The 24,869-nt window shown below is 40.2% G+C and carries 27 protein-coding genes and 1 pseudogene; 20 read left to right on the top strand and 8 right to left on the bottom strand.

Translation table 11 applies throughout. The features are described from left to right. The first annotated feature begins 45 nt into the window (after positions 1-45). From ABIE66_RS25910 to msrA, 3 genes are all read left to right on the top strand, one after another. A complete protein-coding gene (locus tag ABIE66_RS25910) occupies positions 46-1,167 on the top strand; it encodes a sensor histidine kinase (RefSeq protein WP_370016768.1) in 1,122 nt (373 codons plus the stop codon). A 14-nt stretch (positions 1,168-1,181) separates the two neighbouring features. After that, on the top strand, positions 1,182-1,790 hold the full coding sequence (locus tag ABIE66_RS25905; protein WP_289314451.1) for a response regulator transcription factor: 609 nt from the start codon (positions 1,182-1,184) through the stop codon (positions 1,788-1,790). Positions 1,791-1,909: 119 nt separating this feature from the next. Continuing rightward, positions 1,910-2,431: a peptide-methionine (S)-S-oxide reductase MsrA gene (gene msrA, locus ABIE66_RS25900; protein ID WP_289333952.1), complete on the top strand. Its 522-nt coding sequence runs from the start codon at positions 1,910-1,912 to the stop codon at positions 2,429-2,431. A gap of 6 nt (positions 2,432-2,437) precedes the next feature. Here msrA and ABIE66_RS25895 read toward each other — a convergent pair whose 3' ends face one another. Continuing rightward, positions 2,438-2,602: a hypothetical protein gene (locus ABIE66_RS25895; protein ID WP_370016767.1), complete on the bottom strand. Its 165-nt coding sequence runs from the start codon at positions 2,600-2,602 to the stop codon at positions 2,438-2,440. Between the two features lie 275 nt (positions 2,603-2,877). On the opposite strand from ABIE66_RS25895, the gene ABIE66_RS25890 reads away from it, so the two are divergent. The 6 genes from ABIE66_RS25890 to ABIE66_RS25865 all read left to right on the top strand — a co-directional run bounded on the left by ABIE66_RS25890 (position 2,878) and on the right by ABIE66_RS25865 (position 6,224). Then, positions 2,878-3,573, top strand: coding sequence for a response regulator transcription factor (locus tag ABIE66_RS25890; protein ID WP_370016766.1), 696 nt, complete (start codon positions 2,878-2,880; stop codon positions 3,571-3,573). After that, a complete protein-coding gene (locus ABIE66_RS25885) occupies positions 3,570-4,505 on the top strand; it encodes a histidine kinase dimerization/phospho-acceptor domain-containing protein (RefSeq protein WP_370016765.1) in 936 nt (311 codons plus the stop codon). Before ABIE66_RS25890 ends, ABIE66_RS25885 begins: the two co-directional genes overlap by 4 nt. Beyond that, entirely contained in the window at positions 4,471-4,926 is a 456-nt protein-coding gene (locus ABIE66_RS25880) for a sensor histidine kinase (protein ID WP_370016764.1), read from the top strand. Before ABIE66_RS25885 ends, ABIE66_RS25880 begins: the two co-directional genes overlap by 35 nt. A gap of 65 nt (positions 4,927-4,991) precedes the next feature. Next, positions 4,992-5,540, top strand: coding sequence for a PepSY domain-containing protein (locus tag ABIE66_RS25875; RefSeq protein WP_289326901.1), 549 nt, complete (start codon positions 4,992-4,994; stop codon positions 5,538-5,540). Beyond that, the gene (locus tag ABIE66_RS25870; RefSeq protein WP_370016763.1) at positions 5,533-5,715 is read left to right on the top strand and encodes a hypothetical protein; all 183 of its coding nucleotides are present in this window, start codon (positions 5,533-5,535) and stop codon (positions 5,713-5,715) included. Before ABIE66_RS25875 ends, ABIE66_RS25870 begins: the two co-directional genes overlap by 8 nt. A 26-nt stretch (positions 5,716-5,741) precedes the next feature. Further along, positions 5,742-6,224, top strand: a complete 483-nt coding sequence (locus ABIE66_RS25865; protein ID WP_370016762.1) for a tetratricopeptide repeat protein — start codon at positions 5,742-5,744, stop codon at positions 6,222-6,224. Positions 6,225-6,479: 255 nt separating this feature from the next. Here the strand turns inward: ABIE66_RS25865 and ABIE66_RS25860 are convergent, their stop codons facing one another. The 5 genes from ABIE66_RS25860 to ABIE66_RS25840 form a co-directional block, all read right to left on the bottom strand. After that, positions 6,480-6,917: a prenyltransferase/squalene oxidase repeat-containing protein gene (locus ABIE66_RS25860; RefSeq protein WP_370017118.1), complete on the bottom strand. Its 438-nt coding sequence runs from the start codon at positions 6,915-6,917 to the stop codon at positions 6,480-6,482. Then, positions 6,838-7,869 carry a prenyltransferase/squalene oxidase repeat-containing protein gene (locus tag ABIE66_RS25855; protein ID WP_370016761.1) on the bottom strand — a complete coding sequence of 344 codons (1,032 nt, stop codon included), beginning with the start codon at positions 7,867-7,869 and terminating at the stop codon, positions 6,838-6,840. Before ABIE66_RS25855 ends, ABIE66_RS25860 begins: the two co-directional genes overlap by 80 nt. Positions 7,870-7,894: 25 nt before the next feature. Beyond that, positions 7,895-8,377, bottom strand: coding sequence for a hypothetical protein (locus tag ABIE66_RS25850; protein WP_370016760.1), 483 nt, complete (start codon positions 8,375-8,377; stop codon positions 7,895-7,897). A 169-nt stretch (positions 8,378-8,546) separates the two neighbouring features. Further along, entirely contained in the window at positions 8,547-10,202 is a 1,656-nt protein-coding gene (locus ABIE66_RS25845) for a M14 family metallopeptidase (protein WP_370016759.1), read from the bottom strand. Positions 10,203-10,599: 397 nt separating this feature from the next. Then, positions 10,600-10,962, bottom strand: a complete 363-nt coding sequence (locus tag ABIE66_RS25840; protein ID WP_289314459.1) for a DUF1450 domain-containing protein — start codon at positions 10,960-10,962, stop codon at positions 10,600-10,602. A 249-nt stretch (positions 10,963-11,211) separates the two neighbouring features. Here ABIE66_RS25840 and ABIE66_RS25835 point away from each other — a divergent pair, with 249 nt between their 5' ends. The 6 genes and pseudogenes from ABIE66_RS25835 to ltaS all read left to right on the top strand — a co-directional run bounded on the left by ABIE66_RS25835 (position 11,212) and on the right by ltaS (position 18,142). Beyond that, positions 11,212-12,162, top strand: coding sequence for an ABC transporter permease (locus ABIE66_RS25835; RefSeq protein WP_370016758.1), 951 nt, complete (start codon positions 11,212-11,214; stop codon positions 12,160-12,162). Then, positions 12,155-13,103, top strand: a pseudogene (locus ABIE66_RS25830) (iron chelate uptake ABC transporter family permease subunit). Before ABIE66_RS25835 ends, ABIE66_RS25830 begins: the two are co-directional and overlap by 8 nt. Further along, positions 13,097-13,855 carry an iron ABC transporter ATP-binding protein gene (locus tag ABIE66_RS25825; protein WP_370016757.1) on the top strand — a complete coding sequence of 253 codons (759 nt, stop codon included), beginning with the start codon at positions 13,097-13,099 and terminating at the stop codon, positions 13,853-13,855. Before ABIE66_RS25830 ends, ABIE66_RS25825 begins: the two are co-directional and overlap by 7 nt. Positions 13,856-14,069: 214 nt before the next feature. Beyond that, positions 14,070-15,014, top strand: coding sequence for a siderophore ABC transporter substrate-binding protein (locus ABIE66_RS25820; RefSeq protein WP_370017117.1), 945 nt, complete (start codon positions 14,070-14,072; stop codon positions 15,012-15,014). Between the two features lie 486 nt (positions 15,015-15,500). Then, positions 15,501-15,692: a hypothetical protein gene (locus ABIE66_RS25815; RefSeq protein WP_370016756.1), complete on the top strand. Its 192-nt coding sequence runs from the start codon at positions 15,501-15,503 to the stop codon at positions 15,690-15,692. A gap of 476 nt (positions 15,693-16,168) precedes the next feature. Next, positions 16,169-18,142 (top strand): lipoteichoic acid synthase, encoded by a 1,974-nt coding sequence (gene ltaS / locus ABIE66_RS25810; RefSeq protein ID WP_370016755.1) that lies wholly within the window; start codon positions 16,169-16,171, stop codon positions 18,140-18,142. Between the two features lie 66 nt (positions 18,143-18,208). On the opposite strand, the gene ABIE66_RS25805 is transcribed toward ltaS, so the two are convergent. Both ABIE66_RS25805 and ABIE66_RS25800 read right to left on the bottom strand, forming a co-directional pair. Beyond that, on the bottom strand, positions 18,209-18,829 hold the full coding sequence (locus ABIE66_RS25805) for an RraA family protein (protein ID WP_370016754.1): 621 nt from the start codon (positions 18,827-18,829) through the stop codon (positions 18,209-18,211). Positions 18,830-19,381: 552 nt separating this feature from the next. Further along, entirely contained in the window at positions 19,382-19,561 is a 180-nt protein-coding gene (locus ABIE66_RS25800) for a hypothetical protein (RefSeq protein WP_289326893.1), read from the bottom strand. Between the two features lie 119 nt (positions 19,562-19,680). Here ABIE66_RS25800 and ABIE66_RS25795 point away from each other — a divergent pair, with 119 nt between their 5' ends. From ABIE66_RS25795 to ABIE66_RS25775, 5 genes are all read left to right on the top strand, one after another. Further along, positions 19,681-20,004 carry a DUF948 domain-containing protein gene (locus ABIE66_RS25795; RefSeq protein ID WP_289326892.1) on the top strand — a complete coding sequence of 108 codons (324 nt, stop codon included), beginning with the start codon at positions 19,681-19,683 and terminating at the stop codon, positions 20,002-20,004. Positions 20,005-20,394: 390 nt separating this feature from the next. Further along, on the top strand, positions 20,395-20,946 hold the full coding sequence (locus ABIE66_RS25790) for a YhcN/YlaJ family sporulation lipoprotein (protein WP_370016753.1): 552 nt from the start codon (positions 20,395-20,397) through the stop codon (positions 20,944-20,946). A gap of 206 nt (positions 20,947-21,152) precedes the next feature. Then, positions 21,153-22,661 (top strand): spore germination protein, encoded by a 1,509-nt coding sequence (locus ABIE66_RS25785; RefSeq protein WP_370016752.1) that lies wholly within the window; start codon positions 21,153-21,155, stop codon positions 22,659-22,661. Between the two features lie 23 nt (positions 22,662-22,684). Beyond that, positions 22,685-23,785 carry a GerAB/ArcD/ProY family transporter gene (locus tag ABIE66_RS25780; protein WP_370016751.1) on the top strand — a complete coding sequence of 367 codons (1,101 nt, stop codon included), beginning with the start codon at positions 22,685-22,687 and terminating at the stop codon, positions 23,783-23,785. After that, positions 23,782-24,864 carry a Ger(x)C family spore germination protein gene (locus tag ABIE66_RS25775; protein ID WP_370016750.1) on the top strand — a complete coding sequence of 361 codons (1,083 nt, stop codon included), beginning with the start codon at positions 23,782-23,784 and terminating at the stop codon, positions 24,862-24,864. The genes ABIE66_RS25780 and ABIE66_RS25775 overlap by 4 nt, the downstream gene beginning before the upstream one ends. Positions 24,865-24,869 lie beyond the last annotated feature (5 nt).

The following is a 24,869-nucleotide window of genomic DNA, read 5'->3' as shown; positions in this document are numbered from 1 at the left end:
AACTCCTTAGTATATACTAGGGTAAAAAGAAATAGAGGCGGCGCCATGCAAAGTTGGTATCATATCTTTCCCAAGAACACAGGGCTGAGCCCTTATGTCTGGATCATTTTTTGTATCTTACCTTTTTATTTCATTTTCAAATCTTCTTCGATGTTGGAGATTGTCTTTGGAATCGTCATGATCATTTTGTTTTTCATATCATATGGTCTCTCATTCGTTTCGAAGGGATGGCCCGTATACGTATGGACGGCGATACAAATAGTCATATCCATATCCATGACCATATTTTTCAGCTACATTTACTTTTCGCTTTTCTTAGCATTCTTTATTGGGAATGTTCAAAATAAGGTCGGATTTTTCGTATTGTATTCGATTCAGCTATTAGCTACCATCGTGTCTGTCAATATTGGATTCATCATGAAGGACCCTACCTTCTTTTCGCAATTTCCCTTTATGCTCATTTGTGTAGTGGGCGTGATCCTTCTCCCATTCAACACATATAATCGGAATAAACGGGATAGGCTTGAAGAACAATTGGAAGATGCTAATAAAAGAATATCCGAGCTTGGCAAAATGGAAGAACGTCAGCGGATTGCCCGTGACTTACATGATACACTTGGACAAAAACTTTCTTTGATTGGCTTGAAGAGTGACCTTGCAGGGAAATTGATTGATTTAAATCCGGATTCGGCTAAGAAGGAGATCAAGGATATCCGTCAAACGGCGAGGACGGCACTCAAGGAAGTACGGGAAATGGTGTCGGAAATGCGTGGGGCCAAATTAAGTGATGAAATCATCCGGGTCAAGCAAATATTGAAAGCGGCAGAGATAGATTTCAATTTGGAAGGCACTGCGGAATTGCGAGATACCCCATTGCTTGTTGAAACGGTTTTAAGCATGTGCTTGAAAGAAGCTGTGACCAATATCGTCAAACATAGCCGGGCCGACTCCTGTAATATTGTCATCGAGGAATTACAGACTGGAGTGACGATCAAAGTCCAGGATAATGGAGTGGGGCTTTCACATAAATCAGAGTTTTATAAAGGCAATGGACTTCAAGGTATGAAAGAAAGGCTTGAATTCGTTAATGGCAGCCTGGATATTCAATCAACTGAGGGAACTACACTTTATATAAGGGTTCCGAATGCTATAAAAAATAATGGATAGGTGGGGGATTAACATTGATTCGAATCGTAATTGCTGAAGATCAGCGGATGCTGCTTGGTGCGCTAGGTTCTATCCTTGATTTGGAAGAGGATATGGAAGTTGTCGGAAAAGCGAGCAATGGGGAAGAAGCAATGAATCTTGTCAATCGTTTAAAGCCGGATATCTGCATTACGGATATTGAAATGCCAGTCAAAACCGGGCTCGATGTAGCGGAAGAGATCAAGGATCAGGGCCACCAATGCAAAGTCATCATTTTAACCACTTTTGCACGCCCTGGGTATTTTGAAAGAGCCAGAAAGGCCGAGGTAGGTGGATATCTTCTGAAGGATAGTCCAAGTGAGGAACTCGCAAACTCGATCCGTGTCATCATGGATGGTCGGCGAATTTATGCTCCTGAACTGGTGGATATGGCTTTTGAAGAAGAAAACCCTTTGACTGAACGAGAGAGCCAAGTACTTGAATTGATTGCAGATGGCAAGACAACAAAGGAAATCGCCAGCCAGCTTTATCTGACCAATGGAACGGTTCGTAATTATATTTCGGTCATTCTTGATAAATTGGAGGTAAGCAATCGCGTTGAAGCTATTGTAAGATTCAAGGAAAAGGGCTGGTCGAAAGATTGATCCAAGGTGATCCCGTTTGGCGCGAATGGTGTATCGACTTCGCAAATCAAAAAAACACAGTGTTGGGATCAGGATATGGTATATTAATTTTTATTACATATAGGAAGGAGATGACCATTATGCAAAAAGCTACATTTGCTGGAGGCTGTTTTTGGTGCATGGTGACACCATTTGAAGAACAACCAGGGATTGGGGGAATCGTATCCGGTTATACAGGAGGACAGGTCGAAAACCCGACTTACGAGGAAGTAAAGACGGGCACTACGGGACATTATGAAGTCGTTGAAATCACTTTCGACCCTCTGTTATTTCCTTATGAAAGACTGCTGGAACTATATTGGCAGCAAATCGATCCAACCGACGATGGTGGTCAATTCCATGACAGGGGAAGCCAGTATCGAACAGCCATCTTCTATCATGATGAAGCTCAAGAGAAACTGGCTCTTGAGGCGAAAGAAAAGGTAGCAGCCAGCGGGAAGTTCCAGAAACCCATCGTAACTGAAATCCTTCCGGCCCAAACTTTTTATCCTGCCGAAGAATACCATCAAGGCTACCATAAAAAAAACAAAGAAGATTATAAAGCGGACCGTGCGAAATCAGGACGCGATGAATTCATTGATCAACATTGGATTGCTGAATAATCATTATTAAACGATCCAGTTGTTTTCAGAAATCCGCTTCCTTTCCGCCGTTTTTCTGCCAAGCCACATCAAAGCAAGCGTCTGTGGGGTATCGGCTAGCCAGTTATTCGGCAGGAGTGTCGCAAATTTCTTCAAACTAGTGAGAGGTTCATCCCATATAAAGCAAAACATTGACTATGGAAATATTCCATAGTCTTTTTATTATGGTTAACCATTGTTATATAGGCATTTATTATTTAGCTATACGGAAATTCTTACGATTGTGACGAACCTATCGGACTTTTCTTTTCACATCCGCTTCTTTTTGGTCTTTTATAGGCCTTGATTCCCTTAGTCCGGATATTTTAAATAAAGTTGTTTTTTCATGGGATTTTTTTGCGGACGGCTCAATTTCTCATGATATTTTCATTTTTCTTCAGTACACTAAGGGGTAGGTGGTGGTAAACATGAATAAAAGGATTTTAATAATAGAAGATGAAGAAAAAATCGCGAGGGTCCTCCAGCTGGAACTTAATCATGAGGGTTATCTAACCGAATCGGCTTTTACCGGAAAGACAGGTCTGGAAAGGGCAGAAGCCGAAGAGTGGGATTTAATCTTATTGGATGTGATGCTGCCCGAGTTGAATGGCATAGAAGTACTTAGGCGTTACCGGAAAAAGAATGGTTCAACCCCAGTCATCCTTCTAACTGCAAGGGATGCTGTGCCAGACAAGGTGAATGGGCTAGACCATGGTGCGAATGATTATGTAACGAAACCGTTTGAAATCGAAGAGCTGCTGGCACGGATCCGTGCTTGTTTTCGTACCAATGTAGGGGTGAGCCAATCAGAAGGGGAAGCGGATGAATTAAAGGTCCATGATCTTCAATTGAACCTTGGTACAAGGGACATTCACAGGCAAGGCAAAATGATTGAGCTGACTTCCCGCGAGTTCGATTTGCTGGTTTATCTTTTGCAAAATAAGAATCAAGTGCTTTCAAGGGATCAAATCCTGACACATGTTTGGGGATATGACTTTGCAGGGGATACGAATGTGGTTGATGTGTATATCCGTTATTTACGTAAAAAAATAGATTACCCCTTTGATTTGCAACTCATACATACTTACCGCGGGGTAGGTTACAGCTTGAAGGAGCCTGTATGAAGATTCGGACGAAAATCCAATCGTATTCCAGCCTTTTTTTAAGCGTCATGCTTATATTGTTGAGTATCATCGTTTTACTCGCCTTTCTTTGGATATCGGTTGAAAGGGAACGGGACCTGCTTGAAGATCAAGCTTCATTAATTGCAGAAAATATCCTGTCGAAAGATTTGATTTCAGGTGATTCCGATTTAATGGAGCCGTATACCCCAGACGATGGAATGGTGCGGATATTTGGCACTGATGGGAGATTGGTAAAATCGTTTACTGATGAAGAGGACCTTCAGGGGCTGGCGGTTAAAGCCATTACCGAGAAAGGATTCGATTTCACCAAAGCTGACGGGGATTATGTATTGACCTACCGTTACCCTTATCCCGAAGAAGGGAAGAAGCTAGGGATGATCGAGGTCACACAGCCGCAGGATACCCTCCTTGATAATTTATCGACTCTTGCCCTCGTTTTAGGCGGGGCGTCCCTTTTTGTCATTCTTTTATCCATTCTTGCCGGTAAGTGGCTAGCCAATCTAATACTCAAACCCATATCGATCATGAGCGGAACAATGAAGGATATTGAGACAAGTGGAGAATTCAAACGGATACCGCTATCAGACCAATCAAAGGACGAGCTTCAGGTTATGGGGGTGTCATTCAACAGGATGATAGATAGGTTGGAGCGGAATTATAACCAACAGCAGCAATTCCTTTCAGATGCTTCACATGAATTGAAAACACCGATTACGGTCATTGAAAGCTACTCTTCTCTATTGAAACGCTGGGGAATGAAGGACGAGGCGATTCAGGAAGAGGCGGTGGAGGCAATCCATCATGAAGCCATCCGGATGAAAACAGCTGACGGAACATCTGCTCCAGTCGGCTTCCCAAACGGAACCCTCAGTGGATATGGAAGGAAAGATCGAACTTATTTCGTTTTGTGAACAGATTGCCCAAACATTTAGAAGGACAGGGAATCGAGAAATAAAGATACAATCCGAGTTTAAGGAAATATATGCAACGACCATTTCCAGCAAGCTTGAACAGGTGCTTGTCATCCTATTGGACAATGCCATGAAATACAGTGAATCGGGTATACAGATCATCATAACACGGGAGGCTAATGAAATTTTCATTGGTGTGAAAGATCAAGGCGCAGGGATATCATCAGAACATCTCCCGCATGTATTTGAACGTTTTTACCGCGTGGATTCATCGAGGGCACGGAAAACGGGAGGCAATGGACTCGGGCTTTCCATCGCCCGGACTCTTGTTGAGTCATTAGGCGGTAAATTGGAAATCCAAAGCGAAGTGGGAGAGGGGACTTTGGTTACTATCACTCTTTCTCATCAAATTCTAATCTAGCGTTCATGTTCCTTTCATGAAGGATGGTTATTCTTAAGGTAACAAATTAAAGGAGGAATTCATTCATGAAAAAGCAGTGGAGTACGATAAAAGAAGGTATCATTCAAAGGAAAAAGGTAATCATGACGGTTTCCGTAGCCTCAGTATTGCTTTTTGGCGGTGCTGCTGGAACGGCGGTATATGCGGTCAATAAGGGTGCACTATCCGAGGACGAGGCTGTAAAAATGATTTCAGAAAAACTAGGCGGGGAAGTTACTCAATTTGAAAAGGATTGGGACCAGCCAATGACCTATGAGATGACCGTTAAAACGAAAGAAGGTTATCAAGACGTAGACGTAGATGCTGAAAAAGGAGAGATTCTTTCTCAGGAGATGGAAAACGATGACGATGAGGATATGAGCACACAACAAGCGGTGGAAACTGCAAAAATCAGCATGGATCAAGCTGAAAAGATTGCCTTGAAAGAGGTGGATGGTCAAGTGACTGATGCAGAGCTGGATTCGGAGAATGGCATCCTAGTGTACGAGTTGGAGATAAGCCAAGGACAAAAGGAATATGATGTAGTGGTAGATGCCACCACGGGAAAAGTATTGAAAAACCAGTTGGATGATTAATCAATATCTTGAACTGAAAGGTATGAAAGGATTTGCCAAGTGGCAGATCCTTTTTTTATTGCCAAGACAGTTAGGGAGTGAAGCTTCCTCATCCTTAATAATCATGCATAAACTATTTGAAATTCCGCCCATTAAAAAGGAATTAAAAAGAGGAATCGCGAATAGGGGGAATTAGGAATCTTTTTCAATGGAGGAATGGCAATGGATAGTTTAGAAATGGCACTGTCATTAAGAGGCAAGAAAGAATTTGAAAAATCCAATCAATTATTGATGGATCTGGCAAAGCAAAATCCCGGGGATGCAGTCATACAGTATCAGTGTGCCTGGAGTTTGGATATTCTTGGACTAGAGGTAAAGGCGGTGTCCCATTATGAAGCTGCCCTCAAATTAGGTTTGCCGGAGGAGGACGCAAAAGGGGCATATCTGGGGCTGGGGAGCACTTACCGTACCATTGGGGAATATGAAAAATCAAGACGGACATTTGAATCCGGACTGGCTAAGTTTCCGGAGGATAAGGCTTTATTGGTATTCAGGGCCATGGCATTTTATAATTTGGGCCAACATGATCTTGCAATGGAGTCCTTATTGAAAATAATTGCGGAAACCTCCAACGATCGAGAAATACAATCTTATGCGAAGGCCATAGAATTCTATAGTGATAAACTGGATACAGTATTTACGTAATAGTGATCATTCATCCCCAAACTATCCACAAAGGGTGCATAAAAAAGTCATTTTTACATATCCGAAATGAATTAATCAACAAGATTCTATAAAAATAAGGACAATTTTTATCGATGACTTGCTTTTAGTCATTTTATCGGATAAAAGAATGTGGATAACCTTGGATTGTGGATAACTTTTCGTTGTTATTCACCTCTTTTCCACAGGTAATCCACATATTCACCTTTATATGATAAAAAAACACTAAAATGGCGATTAAGCATTCAGGAATTTTTTATTGTAATGACTTAAGGCCAAAAGGGGATAAATATAGCGATAGCTATGATAATGGATATACAAAAAATCTGCCATTCCCTGGCCTGCAGGATAATCATTTGTCCAGCTTTCTTGTTGACCTGCGCGGATGAGGAAGGCAATGCCCTTTTCAATTTCGGCTGTCGGCTTTTCGGTTGCCGATATCAACGCATCCACAGCCCAAGCTGTATGTGTCAAGGTACTTGCTCCAAGGGGGATATACCGCTGCTTGATATCACTGTAACAAGATTCACCCCAGCCACCATCTTTATTTTGAATTTTCTTCAACCAGGTTAGGGCTTTTTGGATGGATGGATGTTCAGTGGATTGTCCTGCGGCCTTCATGCCAGTCAGTGCAGACCATGTGCCGTATAGATAGCAGATGCCCCAGCGCCCCATACCAGGATCCATCACGTTTCTGGTCCTCCAATAGCCAATCCACCGCTCTTTTACTGACTTCTTCCTGCTTCTTCATATTTGTATAGTTCCCTAGGAATTCCAGCGTTCTCCCTGTTAAATCCGCGGTAGAAGGGTCGGTCAGGAGATATTTGGAACCCTCTATAGGAAGAAGGTGCAGCCATTTATGGTCGTTATTCCGTTCGAAGGCAGGAAATCCACCATCATCATTTTGCATGGATATCGTGAAGGAGACACCGCGCTGCCAGCTGTCCCGATTATCGGGTTTTGCTTGAAGTTGCTTAGCCAGCGCCCGCAGTGAGGCAGTCGTATCATCTACATCAGGATTCATGGTATTCAAATCCGAGAACCCCCAGCCGCCTGGAATCGCGTTAGGATTATGGATCAGCCAATCTCCATACATATAATGCTGGCGGGACAGTAAGTACTGATTAGCGGCCTTGACAGTTAGGTCTTTGGAAGATATGCCCGCTTCTTGAAGGGCGTAACTTATTAAGGAGGTATTCCAAACATGGGGCGTTGTGAACTGGATATGTGTGTGGCCTTCAACGGAGCAAGCCATCCCCTTCAGACCGGCAACGGCCTTTTGAATCACCGGATCCTTTTTCGAATAACCAATTGAAAGGAGCGCAAAGATCATAAAAAAGGTAGAACCGAAATAATTGTACAGTGTCCCGTCCGGTTCCAGCCTGTCTAGCATAAACCTTTTCGTTGAATCCAAGGCTAAGGAATGCAAATAATCCGGATACCCAATTAACGTTTTGACACCTGTTTGAAGTTTGGAGAAGAAGGAACGATATTCTTCGGTACGATACTCCTCCCACACATGTTCTTCGGAACGATCCTCCCTTGTGTGATATAAATCTTTTAGACTGGGAGTTTCCGGGGTCTTGATCTGAAATCTTTTATGGCCAAGTAAAAGCAATGGAATCATGTTGACCCGCCCATATACCGAAAGATCATATATGCTGACGAAAAAGGGTCGGAGGCAGTAAGACGACTTCGAGAGGAATGGGGAATAGGCGTGGCCATTGATATTGTCCTGTGACTGTAAGCATCATTTTCGTTAACATTTTGGCCTGTTTGATTCCACCCTTGGAAAGAATGAATTGTTTGGCTTTCCTCATATGGGGATCGCGCTTATTTCGGAGTCCACTAAAAAGAAGACCATAGTAAGCCTCGATCGTAACCGTAACATTGCCGTCCTTCTCGTCGTGGAATAGTTTCCATGACCCGTTTTCCGTTTGCTTGCTTTCGATTCTATTTACTAAAGCCTCTATAAGAGGAGCATCTTCCATATCTAAAATTTTCAATAATATAATCATATAGGCATCTGCCGTTATCCCAGTGTCAAAGGGATAATTCCACGAACCATCAGCGGATTGGTCTTGTTTCAAGCGATGAACAAGGCGATTGATTTCCAATTGTACATGTTGGTTCAATGACGTTCCTCCTTTAAAAACACATTTTCCGTTTATATGTATATTCAAAACTTGTGGCTGCATTCAAGAAATCATTTCAGGTGCCTCGTCCCAACATGAATAAAGGAGGATGGAAACTAAAAACGCTTTGGCGATGAAAGCTGCCAAAGCGTCATTTAGATAAAATGCATTATTTAGTGGGTAAGCGTGTTGGTTGCATATAACGGTAAATCGGGAGTTCTTTCCCTTTGTCGGCAGGAATGAAATTGAATGTCACATAGCTATCCATGCCTTCAGGTTCGAGGGCAAGGGAGATGAAGTTGGCATCAGGCTGGGCCATGTCGAATACATAGCTTCCTTTGGGGAAATCCTGTTTTTTGCTAGTTACAGTTGTCGTGACTTCCCTTGTGGAATGTCCGCTTTCCAGTTCATCTGAAACTTTTAAATCTTTGACCCGATAGCTTTCGACAGCTACTTTCATAGGTTTTTTTAATTTTTTCACTTCTACTCCCAATACCTGAAGTTTCTTGGCGATGTCTTTATATTCTGGTGGAAGGATATAAGCTGTCGGACGATTTCTAACCAGGGTAGGGTAGGCGTCAGTAGAATCCAGCCAATCGATGGAGGCATTGACCATTTTAGCTTTCGCTAAATCGACTACTGTCAATTTTTGATTCTTAACCAATTTATTTTCGCTGGTGATGACAATTTTATCGTTATCATTTGCTTTTCGCCCTTTTTGCACGACTTCAGTTTCTGCCTGTTTAACGGACTTTTTTACTTTACTGGCCTGTTCGGCTGCCGTTTGGATGAATGCTGCCTGTGCTGTAGCTTGTGCAAAAACACGTCGTTTAAAATCCGTACGGCCGATATTGATTCCCCTTGTTTCAATTAAATAGGTCATTGTATTTTTTAAACCGAGGGCGTTTCGGCCAATCCGGGCTTCTGTGCTTCCTTCTGTGGCGGTAAGGACTCCATCATCAGATGTAGCCAGTGTATAGTAATCGTGATAGGAAAGCTTTTCTTTTTCCAATGTTTTAAAAACGTTAGGTAAAAGCAGTTCATCGGAAGCTTTTCGAAGCTGTTCGGGAATATTTAAATTCTTGGCCGAGGAGATAAGTAAATCATAGGAAGCGATTGATCCATTTGTTCCCACCTTTTTAAGGGGGGCGGGATTCACTGTATATTCATGTACATCAAGAATGACCTCAGGTTCATACTCATCGATTGTCTGATGAATCGTCTGGACTTCAGGATACTCCACTTTTAAATAGTCCCTATTCGCATCCATGTCATTGGAGGTATATCGTTTGAAATAATAAGAACCATCAGGATTCACGCGTGGAACGATGGCAACATTCACTTTATCGAGGACATCACCAAGCTTGCCCTCAGCCAGCCATTGTGCAAGGACTAATGCTGATTCACCTGAAGCTGGTTCATTGCCATGGATCTGACCTTGAATCCAAATCAATGGTTTATGGGAATCCTTATTCAGTTTTTTTGAATCCTTGCTGAAAAGAAGCATCGGGATGTCGCGTCCTTCTGTGGATTTACCTATCGTCTTGACTTGGATGTTCTTGTTTCTATGGGAGAGGGACTTGATATGACCAATCATTTCTTCTTGGCTCGTAAAGGCGATCTTGTCATTTTTAAAGGCTGGTGTGTTGAAAGAAACATTAGGTTCAGGGAAAAGGTGGGAGAGGTTATCAGGTTGAATATAGCTTGGACCATTTCCGTAATAAGGGGTGAATTCTTCTGCCCCGGCGATGTGGCTCTGGCCAGGGAATCCAGTGACAAGACCTAGTGTGACGACTGATACGATGGCAGGAATGATTTTTTTCACGGACGTCCTCCTATCTATCTTTTTCCATAAATTATCATATATTAAGCTATTTTTACAGTATAATGGTAGGAAATAGTGAAAAACAGGAAGTATCTACTAGATTATTGAAAAAATCACATGGCTTCTGCCCAGTAATTCACACTAAGAATTTAACATGATTGTAGTGTTGAAATCGCTAAAAAAACTTCTCTCTGCAAAAAAGAGCGGGGATATATAGTAGAACGCTTATGTATCCAATTTCAAGAAACCTTATCCGGGCTTATTTATTAAAGGGAAGTTGGAGCAAAAAATGATGAAGTTTGTGATTCCTTTTAATAGATGTTCATCACCTGTATTCTGTATAATTACAGGTGGATAGTTGAAATGATACGGATCAAACAAATTTGCCTGGCCCGTATCATTTCAATTCATCATTCAACTGATTTAAAAGTTCCTGTGAATCCTTGCCACTCATGATCTGGCCGTTCACTTTCGCATAGGGGGTTTTCTGACAAAGTTTACATTCACTTAAACATTCATATTCCTTATATTGTACCCTTGGATTCGCTAAGAACTTACCATAATCAGCAACTGTTTGTTCATTAAGGAAGCGGTCAAGATTATTTTGGCAAAATTCAATCTGGATTTTCGCTTTTTTTGAGAACACTTTGGATAGCAAGTTTTTCATCATATCGCTACTTTCATTAGAAGAGTAAATATTTGTTATTTTGATTTTATCATTTCCTGGAGCGAAATGCATGATTGGTTCATCCAAATTCATTACAATATGACTATCCGAAGTTTATCAAAGTAATTCCCTTGTATATATTGACACATGTCAAAGAAATGGTAGAATAAGAAAGACTGATAATGATAATGAATCTCATTATCATGAATGGAAGAAGCTTGTAACTATTGTATCTCCATGAATCCCATTTCAATAGGAGATATACAATAGTCTTTATTCATATATTTTTAATTAAAAATATTATCGTTGTATTTAATGAGATAGGAAGAGTAGGAAATGTAGATGAAGATAAGATATTTAGTCATGGCGTTAATTGTATTATCATTTACGTCATTATTCATTGGTGTAAAAGATATTACCCCCCTGGATTTATTGGATCTAAGTGATGATAAAGTGCAAATCATGCTGCAAAGCCGTTTCCCCAGAATGATGGCCATAGTCATTGCCGGTGTTGTGATGAGTATAAGCGGTCTGATCATGCAGCAATTGAGCCGAAACAAATTTGTATCCCCGACGACTGCCGGTACCATGGATTCTGCAAGGCTTGGACTTCTTCTTGCCATCATCATTTTCCCTTCGGCAGCACTTATAGAGAAAATGGCATTCGCTTTCATATTCGCTTTGGCAGGTACGCTCTTGTTCATGAAAATTCTTGATCAAGTGAAATACAAGGATACGATATTCATTCCACTGGTCGGTTTGATGTTTGGTAATATCGTCGGATCCATCTCGACTTTCTTTGCTTATAAATATGATTTGATTCAAAGCCTTAACACATGGATGAATGGAGATTTCTCGATGATCATGTCGGGAAGGTACGAACTTATATATGTAAGTATCCCTCTAGTCATTCTCGCATACTTCTTTGCCAATAAATTCACTGTGGCAGGGATGGGTGAGGAGTTTGCTATCAATCTAGGACTCAATTATAAACTTATAGTCAATTTTGGGTTGATCATCGTGGCATTATCCTCCACTGTCGTCCTGTTAACGGTGGGAACGATTCCTTTCATAGGATTGATCGTACCAAATATTGTATCCCTTTACCTTGGTGATAATTTGAAAAAGAGTCTTTCTCATACAGCATTGCTAGGGGCAGTATTCCTATTGATCTGCGATATTCTGGGCAGGATCATCATATATCCATTTGAAATCCCGATCGGACTCGTGGTTGGTGTGATAGGAAGCGCCGTATTCATCTATCTGATTATGAGGAGAAAGGCATATGAATAATAAAAGTAGGATCATAATATTAGCTGTTCTAGCAGCAGCTTTAACGGCAGGTTACATATTTTGGGACCTTGGCCCGAATTGGGATTATGCACTGCCGAGAAGGGTTATAAAAATCATCGCCATCATCGTGGTAGGTTGTGCGATAGCCTTTTCAACAGTGATTTTCCAGACGGTTACGAATAATAAAATCCTGACACCAAGCATTTTGGGGTTGGACTCCATGTATATGCTGATTCAAACGGGAGTGATTTTTCCTCTTCGGTTCAACGCATATCATGATTATGAATAAAAATCTCAATTTCCTGGTTACCCTTACGGCCATGCTTATTTTTTCCAGTCTGCTGTTCAAGTTCATGTTCAAGAAAAACCGAAATATTTACTTCCTATTGCTGATTGGGATCATCTTCGGGACCTTATTCGGCAGCATGTCTTCATTCATGCAGGTATTGATTGACCCGAATGAATTTCAAATCATTCAAAATAAAATGTTTGCCAGCTTCAATAATGTCAACACGGACCTGTTAACATTAGCGATTATCCTCATGATAGCGGCAATGATATATTTCATGAGATTTTTGAAGTATTTGGATGTCATGTCCCTAGGGAGGGACCAAGCCATTAACCTGGGTGTGGATTATGATTTTGTCACAAAGCGGGTTTTAATCGTCGTCACGATTTTAATCTCCATTTCAACTGCCCTGATTGGTCCAATCACGTTCCTTGGATTACTTGTTGCAAATGTGGCTTATCAATTCATTAAGTCCTATCAGCATAAACATATCATCCCTGGTGCAATGCTGATCAGTGTGATTGCCTTGGTCGGCGGCCAATTCATTGTAGAGAGGATCTTTACGTTCTCAACCACTTTGAGTGTCATTATCAACTTTGTTGGCGGGGTCTATTTCATCTATCTTCTATTAAAGGAGAATAAATCATGGTAGAAGTGAAAAATTTATTCAAAAAATATAATAGTAAAACGGTTGTCGAGGATGTTTCCATTGAAATAACGAAAGGGAAAATCACATCCTTCATCGGTCCTAATGGTGCGGGGAAAAGTACAGTCCTTTCGATGATCAGCCGGCTCATTACCCGGGATTCGGGAGAAGTCCTGATCGAGGGTAAGGATATGGGAAAATTCAATAGCAATGAACTAGCGAAAAAGATTGCCATCTTAAAGCAGGCCAACCACATCAATATCCGTTTAACGATTCGTGAACTCGTCGCCTTTGGCCGCTTTCCTTATTCACAAGGTAAACTGACTAAAGAGGATTGGGAATATGTCGATGAGGCGATTGCATATATGGAACTTGGCGAAATGCAGGATAAATTTCTTGACCAGCTTAGCGGCGGGCAACAGCAGCGGGCATTCATTGCCATGGTTATCGCTCAGAACACGGAGTATGTCCTTCTTGATGAGCCCCTGAACAATCTTGATATGAAGCATTCCGTCCAAATCATGAAGGTATTGAGGAGATTGGCCGATGAATTAGGTAAAACGGTCATCATCGTCATTCATGACATTAATTTCGCTTCCTGTTATTCCGACTATATTGTCGCATTGAAGGATGGCAAGGTCGTTCATAATGGACCTACCGAACAAGTCATCAATTCCAATGTATTAAAGGAAATCTATGATATGGATATTGAAATCCAAAATATCAATGACAATAAGATCTGTGTGTACTTCACTTAAGTCAATGCCATTTGGTTTTAAATTACTTCAGTATTCGTAGCCGATCCAGAATCACTTCGTACGCTCATTAGGCTGTTAAAAGTTGGCGGGCGCGCCCAGATTATAGCCGCCTCCTGTTTATATGGCAGGGAAAAGTGATCAGGTGAATTCTGTGAAGGTGAGGATTCAATATGTAATTTTAAATAAAAAAATACTTTTCGAGGTGACCATAATGATAAAGAAATTATCTTTACTGCTATTAGTTGCAATGCTGGCTGTAGTGGCTGCAGCTTGTGGAGCAGATAAGGAAAAAGAAGAATCCAGTGCGAAAAAAGAAAGTGCAAAAAGCGAAGAATTTACGGTTAAGCACCAGCTAGGCGAAACGAAAGTGAAAACAAACCCTGAAAAAGTCGTTGTATTCGATATGGGTGCTCTTGATACACTTGATAAATTAGGTGTGGAAGTAGCAGCTGTTCCTCATGATGGCCTTCCAAAATACCTTTCTAAATATGAAGGTACAACTGAAAATGCTGGCGGATTAAAAGAACCTGACTTCGAAAAAATCAATGAGATGGCTCCTGACTTGATCCTTATTTCTGGCCGTCAATCTGAAGCATATAAAGAATTAAGCAAAATTGCCCCTACTGTTTTTGTAGGTGTAGATACTGCAAAGTATATGGAATCATTTAAAGAAAACGTAACACTTTTGGGTAAAATCTTCGATAAAAAAGACAAAGCTGCTAAGGAATTGGCAAGTGTTGAAGAAAACATCAATGCTTTGAAAGAAAAAGCTCCAACGGATAAAACTGGTTTAATCGTTCTTGCTAGCGGTGGAAAAGTAAGTGCTTACGGACCGGATTCAAGATTTGGAATTATCCATGATGTATTCGGAGTACCTGCTGTAGATGATAAATTGGAAGTATCGACACATGGACAAAGTATTTCTTTCGAATACATTGCTGAAAAGAATCCTGACTACCTATTCGTTGTAGACAGAGATGCGGTTGCCGGTGATGGAGCTAGAGCAAAAGAAACTGTTGAAAATGACATTGTGAAAAATACAAAGGCTTTTAAAGAAGGCAACATCATTTATCTTGACCCTAACTACTGGTACTTATCAGGCGGCGGTTTAGAATCCGTTGATGCAATGGTTAAAGAAGTTTCAAAAGGCCTTAAGTAATATAAAGGAAATCCTGCCCTCGATTGGGGGCAGGATTTTTTTATTTTCTAATAATAAAGTTGACTGAAAAATATATACTAACAAGAGGGGAACCAGGAAAATCTCGTAACAACTGCTTATAAGCTCCTCACAACCAAATAAGGTGAATAAATAGGACAAGGGCCCTTACACGCCAGTTTCAGCTGTCAGGGATTTATATGGGCAGTTATAGAAAGAAAATAACTTTTCAGTCAATCAAATAACAACGAGAAAATTAAGTTTCTTCCTATTATAATGTCATTTGCCTGGATACTTGATGCACTTTCAGGTTCCGGTGTGGTTTTTAAATTGTAATTTAAGTGAAATTTGGTAAATTGGACCTTTCATGGGTTGGAAAAACAATCTAATAATTAACATTCATTTAAACCTGGAAATGATCGAATTCATCATACAATACTTCAGGGAATTTGGCGTCATTTACTATCAGGAAAAATAATTTAATAAAAGTTGATCAAACGAAGTCAAGAAGGGAATGATGTCGATTTACGCGAAATGCGTTTATTAAACAGGCTTCAAAACCATTTGTTATTTTATGGAATTTTGGAATGGTATGACGCAGGAGATAGACGGGTGAAACTTATGCTGGCTTTGGTTCTGAAAGGGATACGAAAAGTGCGGTGGAGCCATGCATCAATGTAATCGTCAATCAATTTTCAACTGTCGAATTATCGGGAAAGATATCCTGGAAATATCAACAGTTATAAATGTTTGAAGATTTATATCTTTACATATTTTGTAATGTGCTGGTGTTTTTATTAAGAGTCGTTTATAATGGTAAAAGCCTGAAGGACGTGAAATTTATATAGTGACTGTCATCCGCAGTCACCCCAAAAAGTTACGGTGATATTTATTGGATTAAGACATGGAGTTCCTATATATTTGTTATAGGTGTACTAAACATTCGAGAAGGGCAAAACTCTGTAATTTTTTAAAAGGCTTGTTCATAAGCTAAGGAAGTGTTCTGGATATAAGGATTATAGATGTGACAAAAGGTGGTTTTCACAATCTTGACTATCCGAGTGAAAGAATGCTATCATAAGGTTTCCGATTTTCCGTCTTTTGTAAGTATGTAAAAATTTATATAAATAAACCACTAGATTAATAGAGGTGAAAGCATGAATAAATTTCTTAAAAAAAGCCAGCATTTATTTGCAGATAACATACTAGGCTTTTTCTTTATTGCGGTAGTCTTGTTTTGGATAAAAACTTATATTGGATATCGAATTGAATTTAACTTAGGTCTTGAAAATGGCCTGCAACAGTTCTTACTGTTCATAAACCCGATTAGTTCAGCCATTTTATTCTTTGGCCTTGCACTATTGGCTAGAGGCAAAAAATCGTTCAAATGGATCATCAGGTTGAACCTATTGATGTCCTTATGGTTATTCTTCAATATTGTATACTACCGTTCATTTACCGATTTCATTACATTACCAACCTTGACGCAAGTGCAAAATGCCGGGGATTTAGGACCGAGTATTTTAGAATTATTTAAAACCCATGATGTATTTTATTTCCTTGATACGGTTCTTTTGATCGTATTGTACAGATTCAAAGACTTTAAAGTGGAAGACTTCAAAGTCAAACGCCGTACAGTTGGAATGGTTTACCTAGCGGGTCTTGCAATTTTCGCTATCAATTTAGGACTTGCTGAAAAGGATCGCCCGCAATTATTATCAAGAACATTTGACCGGAACTATATCGTCAAATATTTGGGCATGTTCAACTATACGGTATATGATGCCGTTCAGAATACAAAAACATACGCTCAGCGTGCGACTGCAAATAGCACGGATATCGCAGAAGTGGTCAACTATACGAAGGCAACAAGCGCTGAACCGAACCCTAAGTATTTTGGGGCAGCTAAAGGTAAGAATGTCATATACTTGCATTTGGAATCCATGCAGAATTTCCTGATCGATTATGAGTTGAATGGAGAAGAAGTTACTCCATTTTTAAACTCACTTGCAGCAGATAAGTCAGATTTCATGCACTTTGATAATTTCTTCCATCAAGTAGGCCAAGGTAAAACGGCGGATGCTGAATTCATGCTCGAAAATTCCCTGTTCGGTTTACCACAGGGTGCAGCATTCACAAACCGATCCCAAAATACGTATCAAGCAGCACCAGCGATTTTAGGACAACAAGGATACACATCTGCTGTGTTCCATGGTAACTACAAATCTTTCTGGAACCGGGATAATATGTATAAGTCTCTTGGTTTTAATCAGTTCTTCGATGCAAACCATTATAATATGGAAAATAAAGAGGAAGTTCTAAGTTATGGATTAATGGATAAGCCTTTCTTTAAAGAATCGATTCCTATGTTAGAAACGCTTAAACAGCCTTTCTATACAAAATTCATAACGGTATCTCATCATTTCCCATATGCCATGGACCAGGAAAAAGCAACAATCGGTAAGCATACGACAGGCGATGCTTCCGTTGATAGTTACTTCCAAACTGCACGCTATGCCGATGAGGCGCTTAAAGAGTTTTTCGATTATCTGAAGGAATCCGGTCTTTATGATAACTCGGTAATCGTTATGTATGGTGATCACTATGGTATTTCCGAAAACCATAAAGAAGCCATGTCAAAAGTGCTTGGCAAGGATGTTGACGCATTTGAGAATGCCCAATTGCAACGTGTACCATTATTGATTCATGTTCCAGGTGTCGAAGGCGGGGAAATGCACCAATACGGAGGACAAATTGACCTTCTCCCGACTTTATTGCATCTGTTAGGAATTGAATCTAAAGATTATGTACAATTCGGTTCGGATTTGTTATCAAAAGATCATAATGAAGTGGTACCTTTCAGGAATGGTGATTTTGTAACACCGGATGTCACTTCCATTAAAGGGAAATACTACGATACGGATACAGGGGAAATGGTCGAGGAAAATGATGACATCCTCAATTACAAGACGAGAGTTGAAACGATGCTCAATTTATCCGACCAAGTCGTGAACGGTGACTTACTCCGTTTCTATACTCCAAATGGCTTTAAACCGATTGACCCTGCTGATTATGATTACACATATGAAGAAGAAGGTTCAAAGGAAGACGGGACCGATAAAGATAAATAAGCTTAATGAAAAGAACAGGCAGGAAGCCATTGCTTCCTGCCTGTTTTTTATATGCAAAAGGAATATTTATGCTTTGTTGGTCATCATGGCGATATACTTTCTTATTTCATCAGGCTTTCCTGCATATTTTTCTGCACGCCGTTCATCCTTTAAGATTTTATCTTTTGCTTTGTTCAGGATTTCTTCACCCATGGCTTGTGGCACGACCACGACTCCATCTATGTCCCCTATGATAATGTCCCCTGGAAATACGGTGACACCTCCACAGGAAATGGGGATATTGGTTTGTCCTACACCAGCCTTGCAGCTTGAGGCAACCGTCGTCCCTTTACTGAATACAGGGAAATTCAGATCTTTAACCGCTTTAAGATCACGAATGACACCATCAACTACGAGGGCGCCAATTTCCATTGTCTGCATCATGCCGACAACAAAGTCTCCTGCAATAGCCCGGTATGTATCGCCTTTGCTGTCAACGACTATTATATCCCCAGGACTTGCTTCGCCGATTGCTTTTAAAACCGCTGAATTATCACCGACGGGCATCTGTACGGTTAAAGCACGTCCGGCAAAATGATATTCTTCTTTTAAGGGTTTAATCGCTGATTCCAGATTGTTCAATCCTTCCATTGCATCTGAAATGGCCGTTGTAGGCAAATTCATGAACTGTTGAATAAGAGTATCCATGATATGATTCCTCCTTGAGTGTTATTGAATATAACCTAATTATACACAAATTTTGTAATTTTCTAATAGTTTCGTGTTTGATAAAATGGTAAATCTGGTGTAATCATTAAATGAAGGGGGAGGGAAGTTCTGCTTATAGAAGGAGTTCAAGACAAATCCATGTTTAATCAATCGTTTGATTAAACTTTATAGACAGGAATGTTTAAGGAAATCCCCTTCGGCAGCAAGTGTAATATCCATGGATGGACGTGGTCACTTAACCTGTTTTATTAAAGGGGATTATACTTCCGATATTAGAAATGTGCCTATGGGTTTCAATCGTGGTGAAGGTTTTGAATAAGGAGGTCATATCGAAATATCGTATTTTCATATTTTTGCGTTTTGCCTTCTTGTCCCGTATGTACTTTTTAATGTTTACTTCATTCGCCTATTGTCACCAAGAGGGAAATGTCAGTATGTCCCCTCGTTTTCTTGTTTCGAATGCAGGGGTATTGAAGCGGTCCTTAGTGGAACCAGTATGCGGGAGGTCGCTAAAGAGGTTTTCAACAATCTTCAAAGCAGGAGCAAAATCAAGACGGACGTAGCCAATGTAAGCCAAATGGGGCTTAAAACTTCTGGATGAATGATTAAAAAAATGATTCCTGCGATTGTGGCAGCCTGCTGTATGGTCATATTTCTAATGAAGTGTACACCAGCTTTAAAACAGGCTTTAAGTAGAGGCATGTGATTCATTTTCATTCCTCCTTTTTCTTTCAATAATATGACCAGGCATAAAAGAAAATACATGGGGATTCGTTTTCTGCTCAAGTATTATGGGTATAGTAAAGGTAAAATAAAAGGAGGAATCATAGGTGGTTATTGTATATATTAGTCTTGCCCTCTTTATCGGATCGATTATCTATTTAGCCTTTTTCGCTTTCAAAACATTTAAGGATTCCAAACCGACAATTGAAAATGTGAATAAAACTGTTACACGCATTCAGGCAAAAACGGAGCAGATTAAATCTGAGACGGACCAACTCGCCATGACACAGCAAGGAATCACTGATGATGTTCAATATAAAAAAGAGGCCGTACAATATACGGTTGATGCTGCTAAACAAACACCGGAGCCCTTCAAAAATATTTGGTTTTCAATAAAAGGTGACAAGTGGAAGCTTAGAAACAGAGCATAAGCGTTACGATTTGGAGTATATGATATAGTCTTGAAATAATAAGTTTCAAGGATTCCTCGTTTGAATTTTACCGGTAGGGTCCAAGAGAAAGCGGAGGATTCTGCGTAAAAGGAGGGGAAAAAGCCCGGGAGGTTATGATACATGACCTTTTGGGCTTTTTCTGTAATTGGAGGGAAAAAGGGCTTTGGTTCAAATCGTGATTGAATGATTATTTGAAGTGCAATGGCCAACGAATAAAAAAATGAAAAGGTTTTACGAAAATTATCGATGCGTTTGGTATTCCTCGGTTTTATTTTGGTTGGAACTATCGGCTTGAAGGTCACTTCTTCTGAATAATTTATCGTCTCCTCGCAAATATTAATATTAAATTATTTTAGAGGAGTGAAGAAAATGAATTATAAAGCGATGGTATCAAGTGCGATGATGGCTTTAGTGATTACAGGTTGTTCACCTAATGATAAAGAAGATGCCAGTGAAAATCTTGGCCTGAATCGTACCAATCAGGATAATTTGGATAATCCGATGAATGTAAGCGATACAAGGCAAAATAATAATAATAATAATAATAATAATAATAATAATAATAATGAAAATGAAAATGGTGTAAACGATATGAGGGTTTCCGAAGATATCGCAAATCGTGTCGAAGCTTTGAAGGAAGTGAAGAACGCCAGTGTCATCGTGACTGAAAATAATGCATATGTAGGGGCAGTATTAAAAGACGGCGGGGATAAGGATATCCCGAATGACCTTAAAGAAAGGGTTGCTGATGCAGTAAGGGGAGCCGATCCGTCGGTGGACCAAGTTTATGTGTCGGCGAACCCTGACTTTGTTCAAAGAATAGATGAGTATGCGAATGATGTCGAGAATGGAAAACCCGTTGCGGGATTCGCTGACGAGTTCCGTGAAATGGTAACACGCATTTTTCCAACCCAAAGGTAAGTGGTAATAGTTAATTGAATGAAAACTCTAAGACTTATCCGTTGATTTCGTGCTTTCTGAAGGCGTGGAATTTGGATAGGTCTTTTCCTGTTTTAAGAAAAAAATCACCTTTGAATGTGTTTTAAGGATATCGGTGAATTATGACTAACTTTATAGAGGGTGGTTACACTAAAAAAACTAAGTACAAGTAATAGGGGGGTGGAATAGTGAGGTTTTTTAAGGACAGGAAGGATAAGGATGCAGCAACCTTTCAGGTTTCTTCCAAGGATTTTCAGGAACTTCTTAAAAAGTTTGAAGCATCTAATGATTTTCTTACCTTCCAATACCCGAATGAAGACGACTTTACCATCTCCTATTTCAATTCACTGGTTAGTGAACAACAGCTCCATGAACATGTACTGACTGCCATTTCGAATCAACCTAAGAAGGATCTTAAGCAATTAAAAGGCGAAATTCCGATGGAAGATATGAAATTGACGGCTGATATAAATGACATTCAAAGGTTGGTTTTGGCCGGATCGGTCATGATTCAATACAAGAAAGATGATGAAATGTGTTTGTTGGTTCCATGTGTTCATAGTGTGAAAAGGCAAATTTCCACACCCGAGTCGGAGTATACGGTTGTTGGGTCCAAGGAGGCTTTTGTTGAATCGATTGATTCGAATTTGAATCTGATCCGTAACCGTTTGCCCACTCCTGAATTGCAGTCCAAGGAATTTCGGGTCGGGAGCATCTCGCAAACAAGGTTAGCCGTTCTCTACATAGATGGGATAGTAAATCAACAGATCATTAATACAGTCATGCAGAGAATAGAAGATATAGAATATGATACGATCGTCGATATTTCGTTTGTAAGCCAGATGATCACGGATAATCGGAATTCGATGTTTCCGCAACTGATTGATACGGAGCGGCCCGATCATCTGGCCAGTGTATTATCGGAAGGGAAAATAGGGATCATGCTAGATGGATCTCCTCATGTATTAGTTGGTCCCAATACCATCATTTCGTTCTTTTCGTCATTTGAAGATTATTTTCAAATTTGGAATCTCGGTACTTCATTCCGTTTGATTCGGCTTTTCGCAGTGCTGTTTTCCGTTTTGTCATCACCTCTGTATGTTGCCGTTTTAACGTATCATTATCAGGTGATTCCAACGGATTTGCTGCCCATCTTAATATCATCCAGGGGCGTGATCCCTTTTCCGCCGATTTTGGAAGCGATCGTGCTGGAAGGGACGATCGAATTGCTCAGGGAAGCAGCGGTCAGGCTGCCAGCTAAGGTTGGCTCCACCATCGGTATTGTTGGCGGAATAGTCATCGGTACAGCTGCTGTGGAAGCGGGATTTGTCAGTAATGTCTTGTTGATGCTTGTCGCTTTGGCTGCCTTGGCTTCATTTACGGTGCCGATTTACCAAATCAGTAATACGATTCGCCTTATCCGCTTTCCTTTTCTAATTGCAGCCCAGTTATACGGACTGTTTGGAATAGCTTTATGCAGTGCATTCATTTTAAGTCATTTATTGAAATTGACTTCGCTTGGCAGTCCATATTTAGATCCTCTTTACCCGTTAAGGATTCATGACTTTAAAGATAGTCTGATTCGCCTCCCTTTTTCAAAGCAGAAAAAACGCCCGCAATTTCTGCGGACGGAAAACCCACTAAGGATGAGGAAGAAGGCGGAAACTCAAAAATCCCAAAGTGATATTGATGAATAAGGTGTAGAAAGCGGTGAGAAGGTATGGAAGTCAAACCAAATGAAACTAAACAAATATCCCCATTTTTTGTTTTTTTCCTTATGCCCGGCATGCAGATTGGCGTAGGGGTATTGGGGTTTGAACGGGTCATAGCGAAAGAGGCTGGCCAAGACGCATGGATATCAATCATAATTTCAGGGTTAATCATAAATGTTCTGCTTTGGATGTGTTTCAAGCTTTTAGGCAGGGGCCCCCAAACACTTGATTTGATTGCCATCCATAAAGATTTGTTTGGTAAATGGGTAGGAAATGCTTTCAATATTTTATTCATCCTCTACTTCATAATGATCTCCATTATACTTATCAGGACTTATTTAGAGGTCATTCAAGTTTGGATGTTCCCTGGTGTTAATGTCCTGATGCTATTAACCTTCATTCTTATTCTCCTGTATAGCTTTGTGACGGGAGGGTTCAGGGTCATAACTGGTTTTTGTATAATCGGGCTTATTATTGGATCACCATTATTCCTTTTGAATTATTTTCCATTGAAGCACGCCCACTTTGAAAATTTGGGTCCTTTTCTTGATCATTCCTTTTTGGAAATCATGAAGGCCTGTAAGAAAATGACCCTGAATTACCTTGGTTTTGAATTACTCCTGATTTATTACCCATTCATTAAAAAGCGTGAACACTCTCAAAAGTGGGCCCACTTAGGGGTGTTGTTTACTATGTCGATATATTTAATGTTTATTATTGTTTCATTAGCCTACTATCATCAAGATCAGCTGAAAGATGTAATATGGGCGACTTTGACGTTATGGAAAATTGTAGACCTTCCATTCATTGAAAGGTTCGAATACATAGGGATTTCCGTTTGGCTGTTCATGGTGCTGCCGAATGTTTGTTTAGGGGTTTGGGCAGCAAGCAGAACAGCGAAAAGAGCATTTGGATTCAGACAGAAAAAGATGTTGGTTTTCATCCTGCTTATCATTTTAGCTTCCTGCCTTTTTTTGGATAACCGCTATAAAATCGATAGGTTTAACACGATCAGTTCACAAATAGGCTTTTATATCATTTATTTGTATCTTCCTCTCTTATTCATATGGCAGTCGATCGTCTATAAAGTTAGGGGGGATAAATCATGAAAATCAAACTTCTCATGATTACATTAGCTTGTTTCTTGATGACGGCGTGCGGTGTGGAAAAGCAAATATTAGAAGATATTTTAATTGCTGAAGTCGTAGGTTATGATGATGCCGGAGACAATAAAATCAAAGGTACGGTCGTTGTCAGCGTTCCTCAGCCAGGTGAGGAAGCAGATCTAGGTAATGAAGTATATGAATCGATTTCCCATGATATAAAGGCAGCCCGCCAGCAAGAAAATGCAAAGACACCATTCCCGATTGTCGGCGGGAGGCTGACAGTCATTCTCTATGGTGAAGAATTGGCGGGTGAGGGGTTGAATGATTACGTCGATACATATCGGCGTGACCCGATGGTGGGACGGGATTTGTATTTAGCGATCGTTCATGGTAAAGCTGAGGATGTAGTTAAAATGGAGCCGAAGTTGATTAAAACTCCAGGGGTTCAAGTAAAAGAACTGATCGAACAGAATATCCGAACTAATTTGCCTGATGTAGATTTGCACAGGTATTTATATGCAGTTCATGGTAAAGGGATCGATCCGGTCCTGCCCTTATTGGAAACTGAAGAAGACCAAATACAGGTAAAAGGGATCGCCCTGTTTAAAAGTGATAAGTATATTGGTAAATATATCCATTATGAGGATGGGTTTTTATTCAAAGTCCTTAGTGAAAACTTTAAGCTGGGGAATTATGAAATTAAATGGAAGGAAAATGACTATACAGATATCAATAACGTGGAGTCACGTGTCCATTATGATTTCTCGAATGTAAATCAAGACCCCAAAGTCAGGATTGAAGTGAAACTAAAAGCAAGTTTGCTAGAGGTCCAAGGTTATGACTTGGGCAAAGGGGTCGACCTGAATAAAATAGAGGCCAGGGCTGAACATGTCATTGGTAATAAATTAAATGAGATGGTAACCATGTTTCAGGAAAACAATATAGATCCGATTGCACTCGGTGATCACGCTAAAAGTAAAACAAGAAATTTCGACCAAAAACATTGGGAGGAGGCATATCCCCATATTCCCATCGAGGTGGATTTGGACATTGAAATGATTCAAACCGGAATTGCGGAATAAAAGAA

It is taken from the genome of Peribacillus sp. B2I2 (assembly GCF_041261685.1).
Lineage (GTDB): Bacteria > Bacillota > Bacilli > Bacillales > DSM-1321 > Peribacillus.
This window is presented reverse-complemented; position numbering and strand designations above follow the sequence as displayed.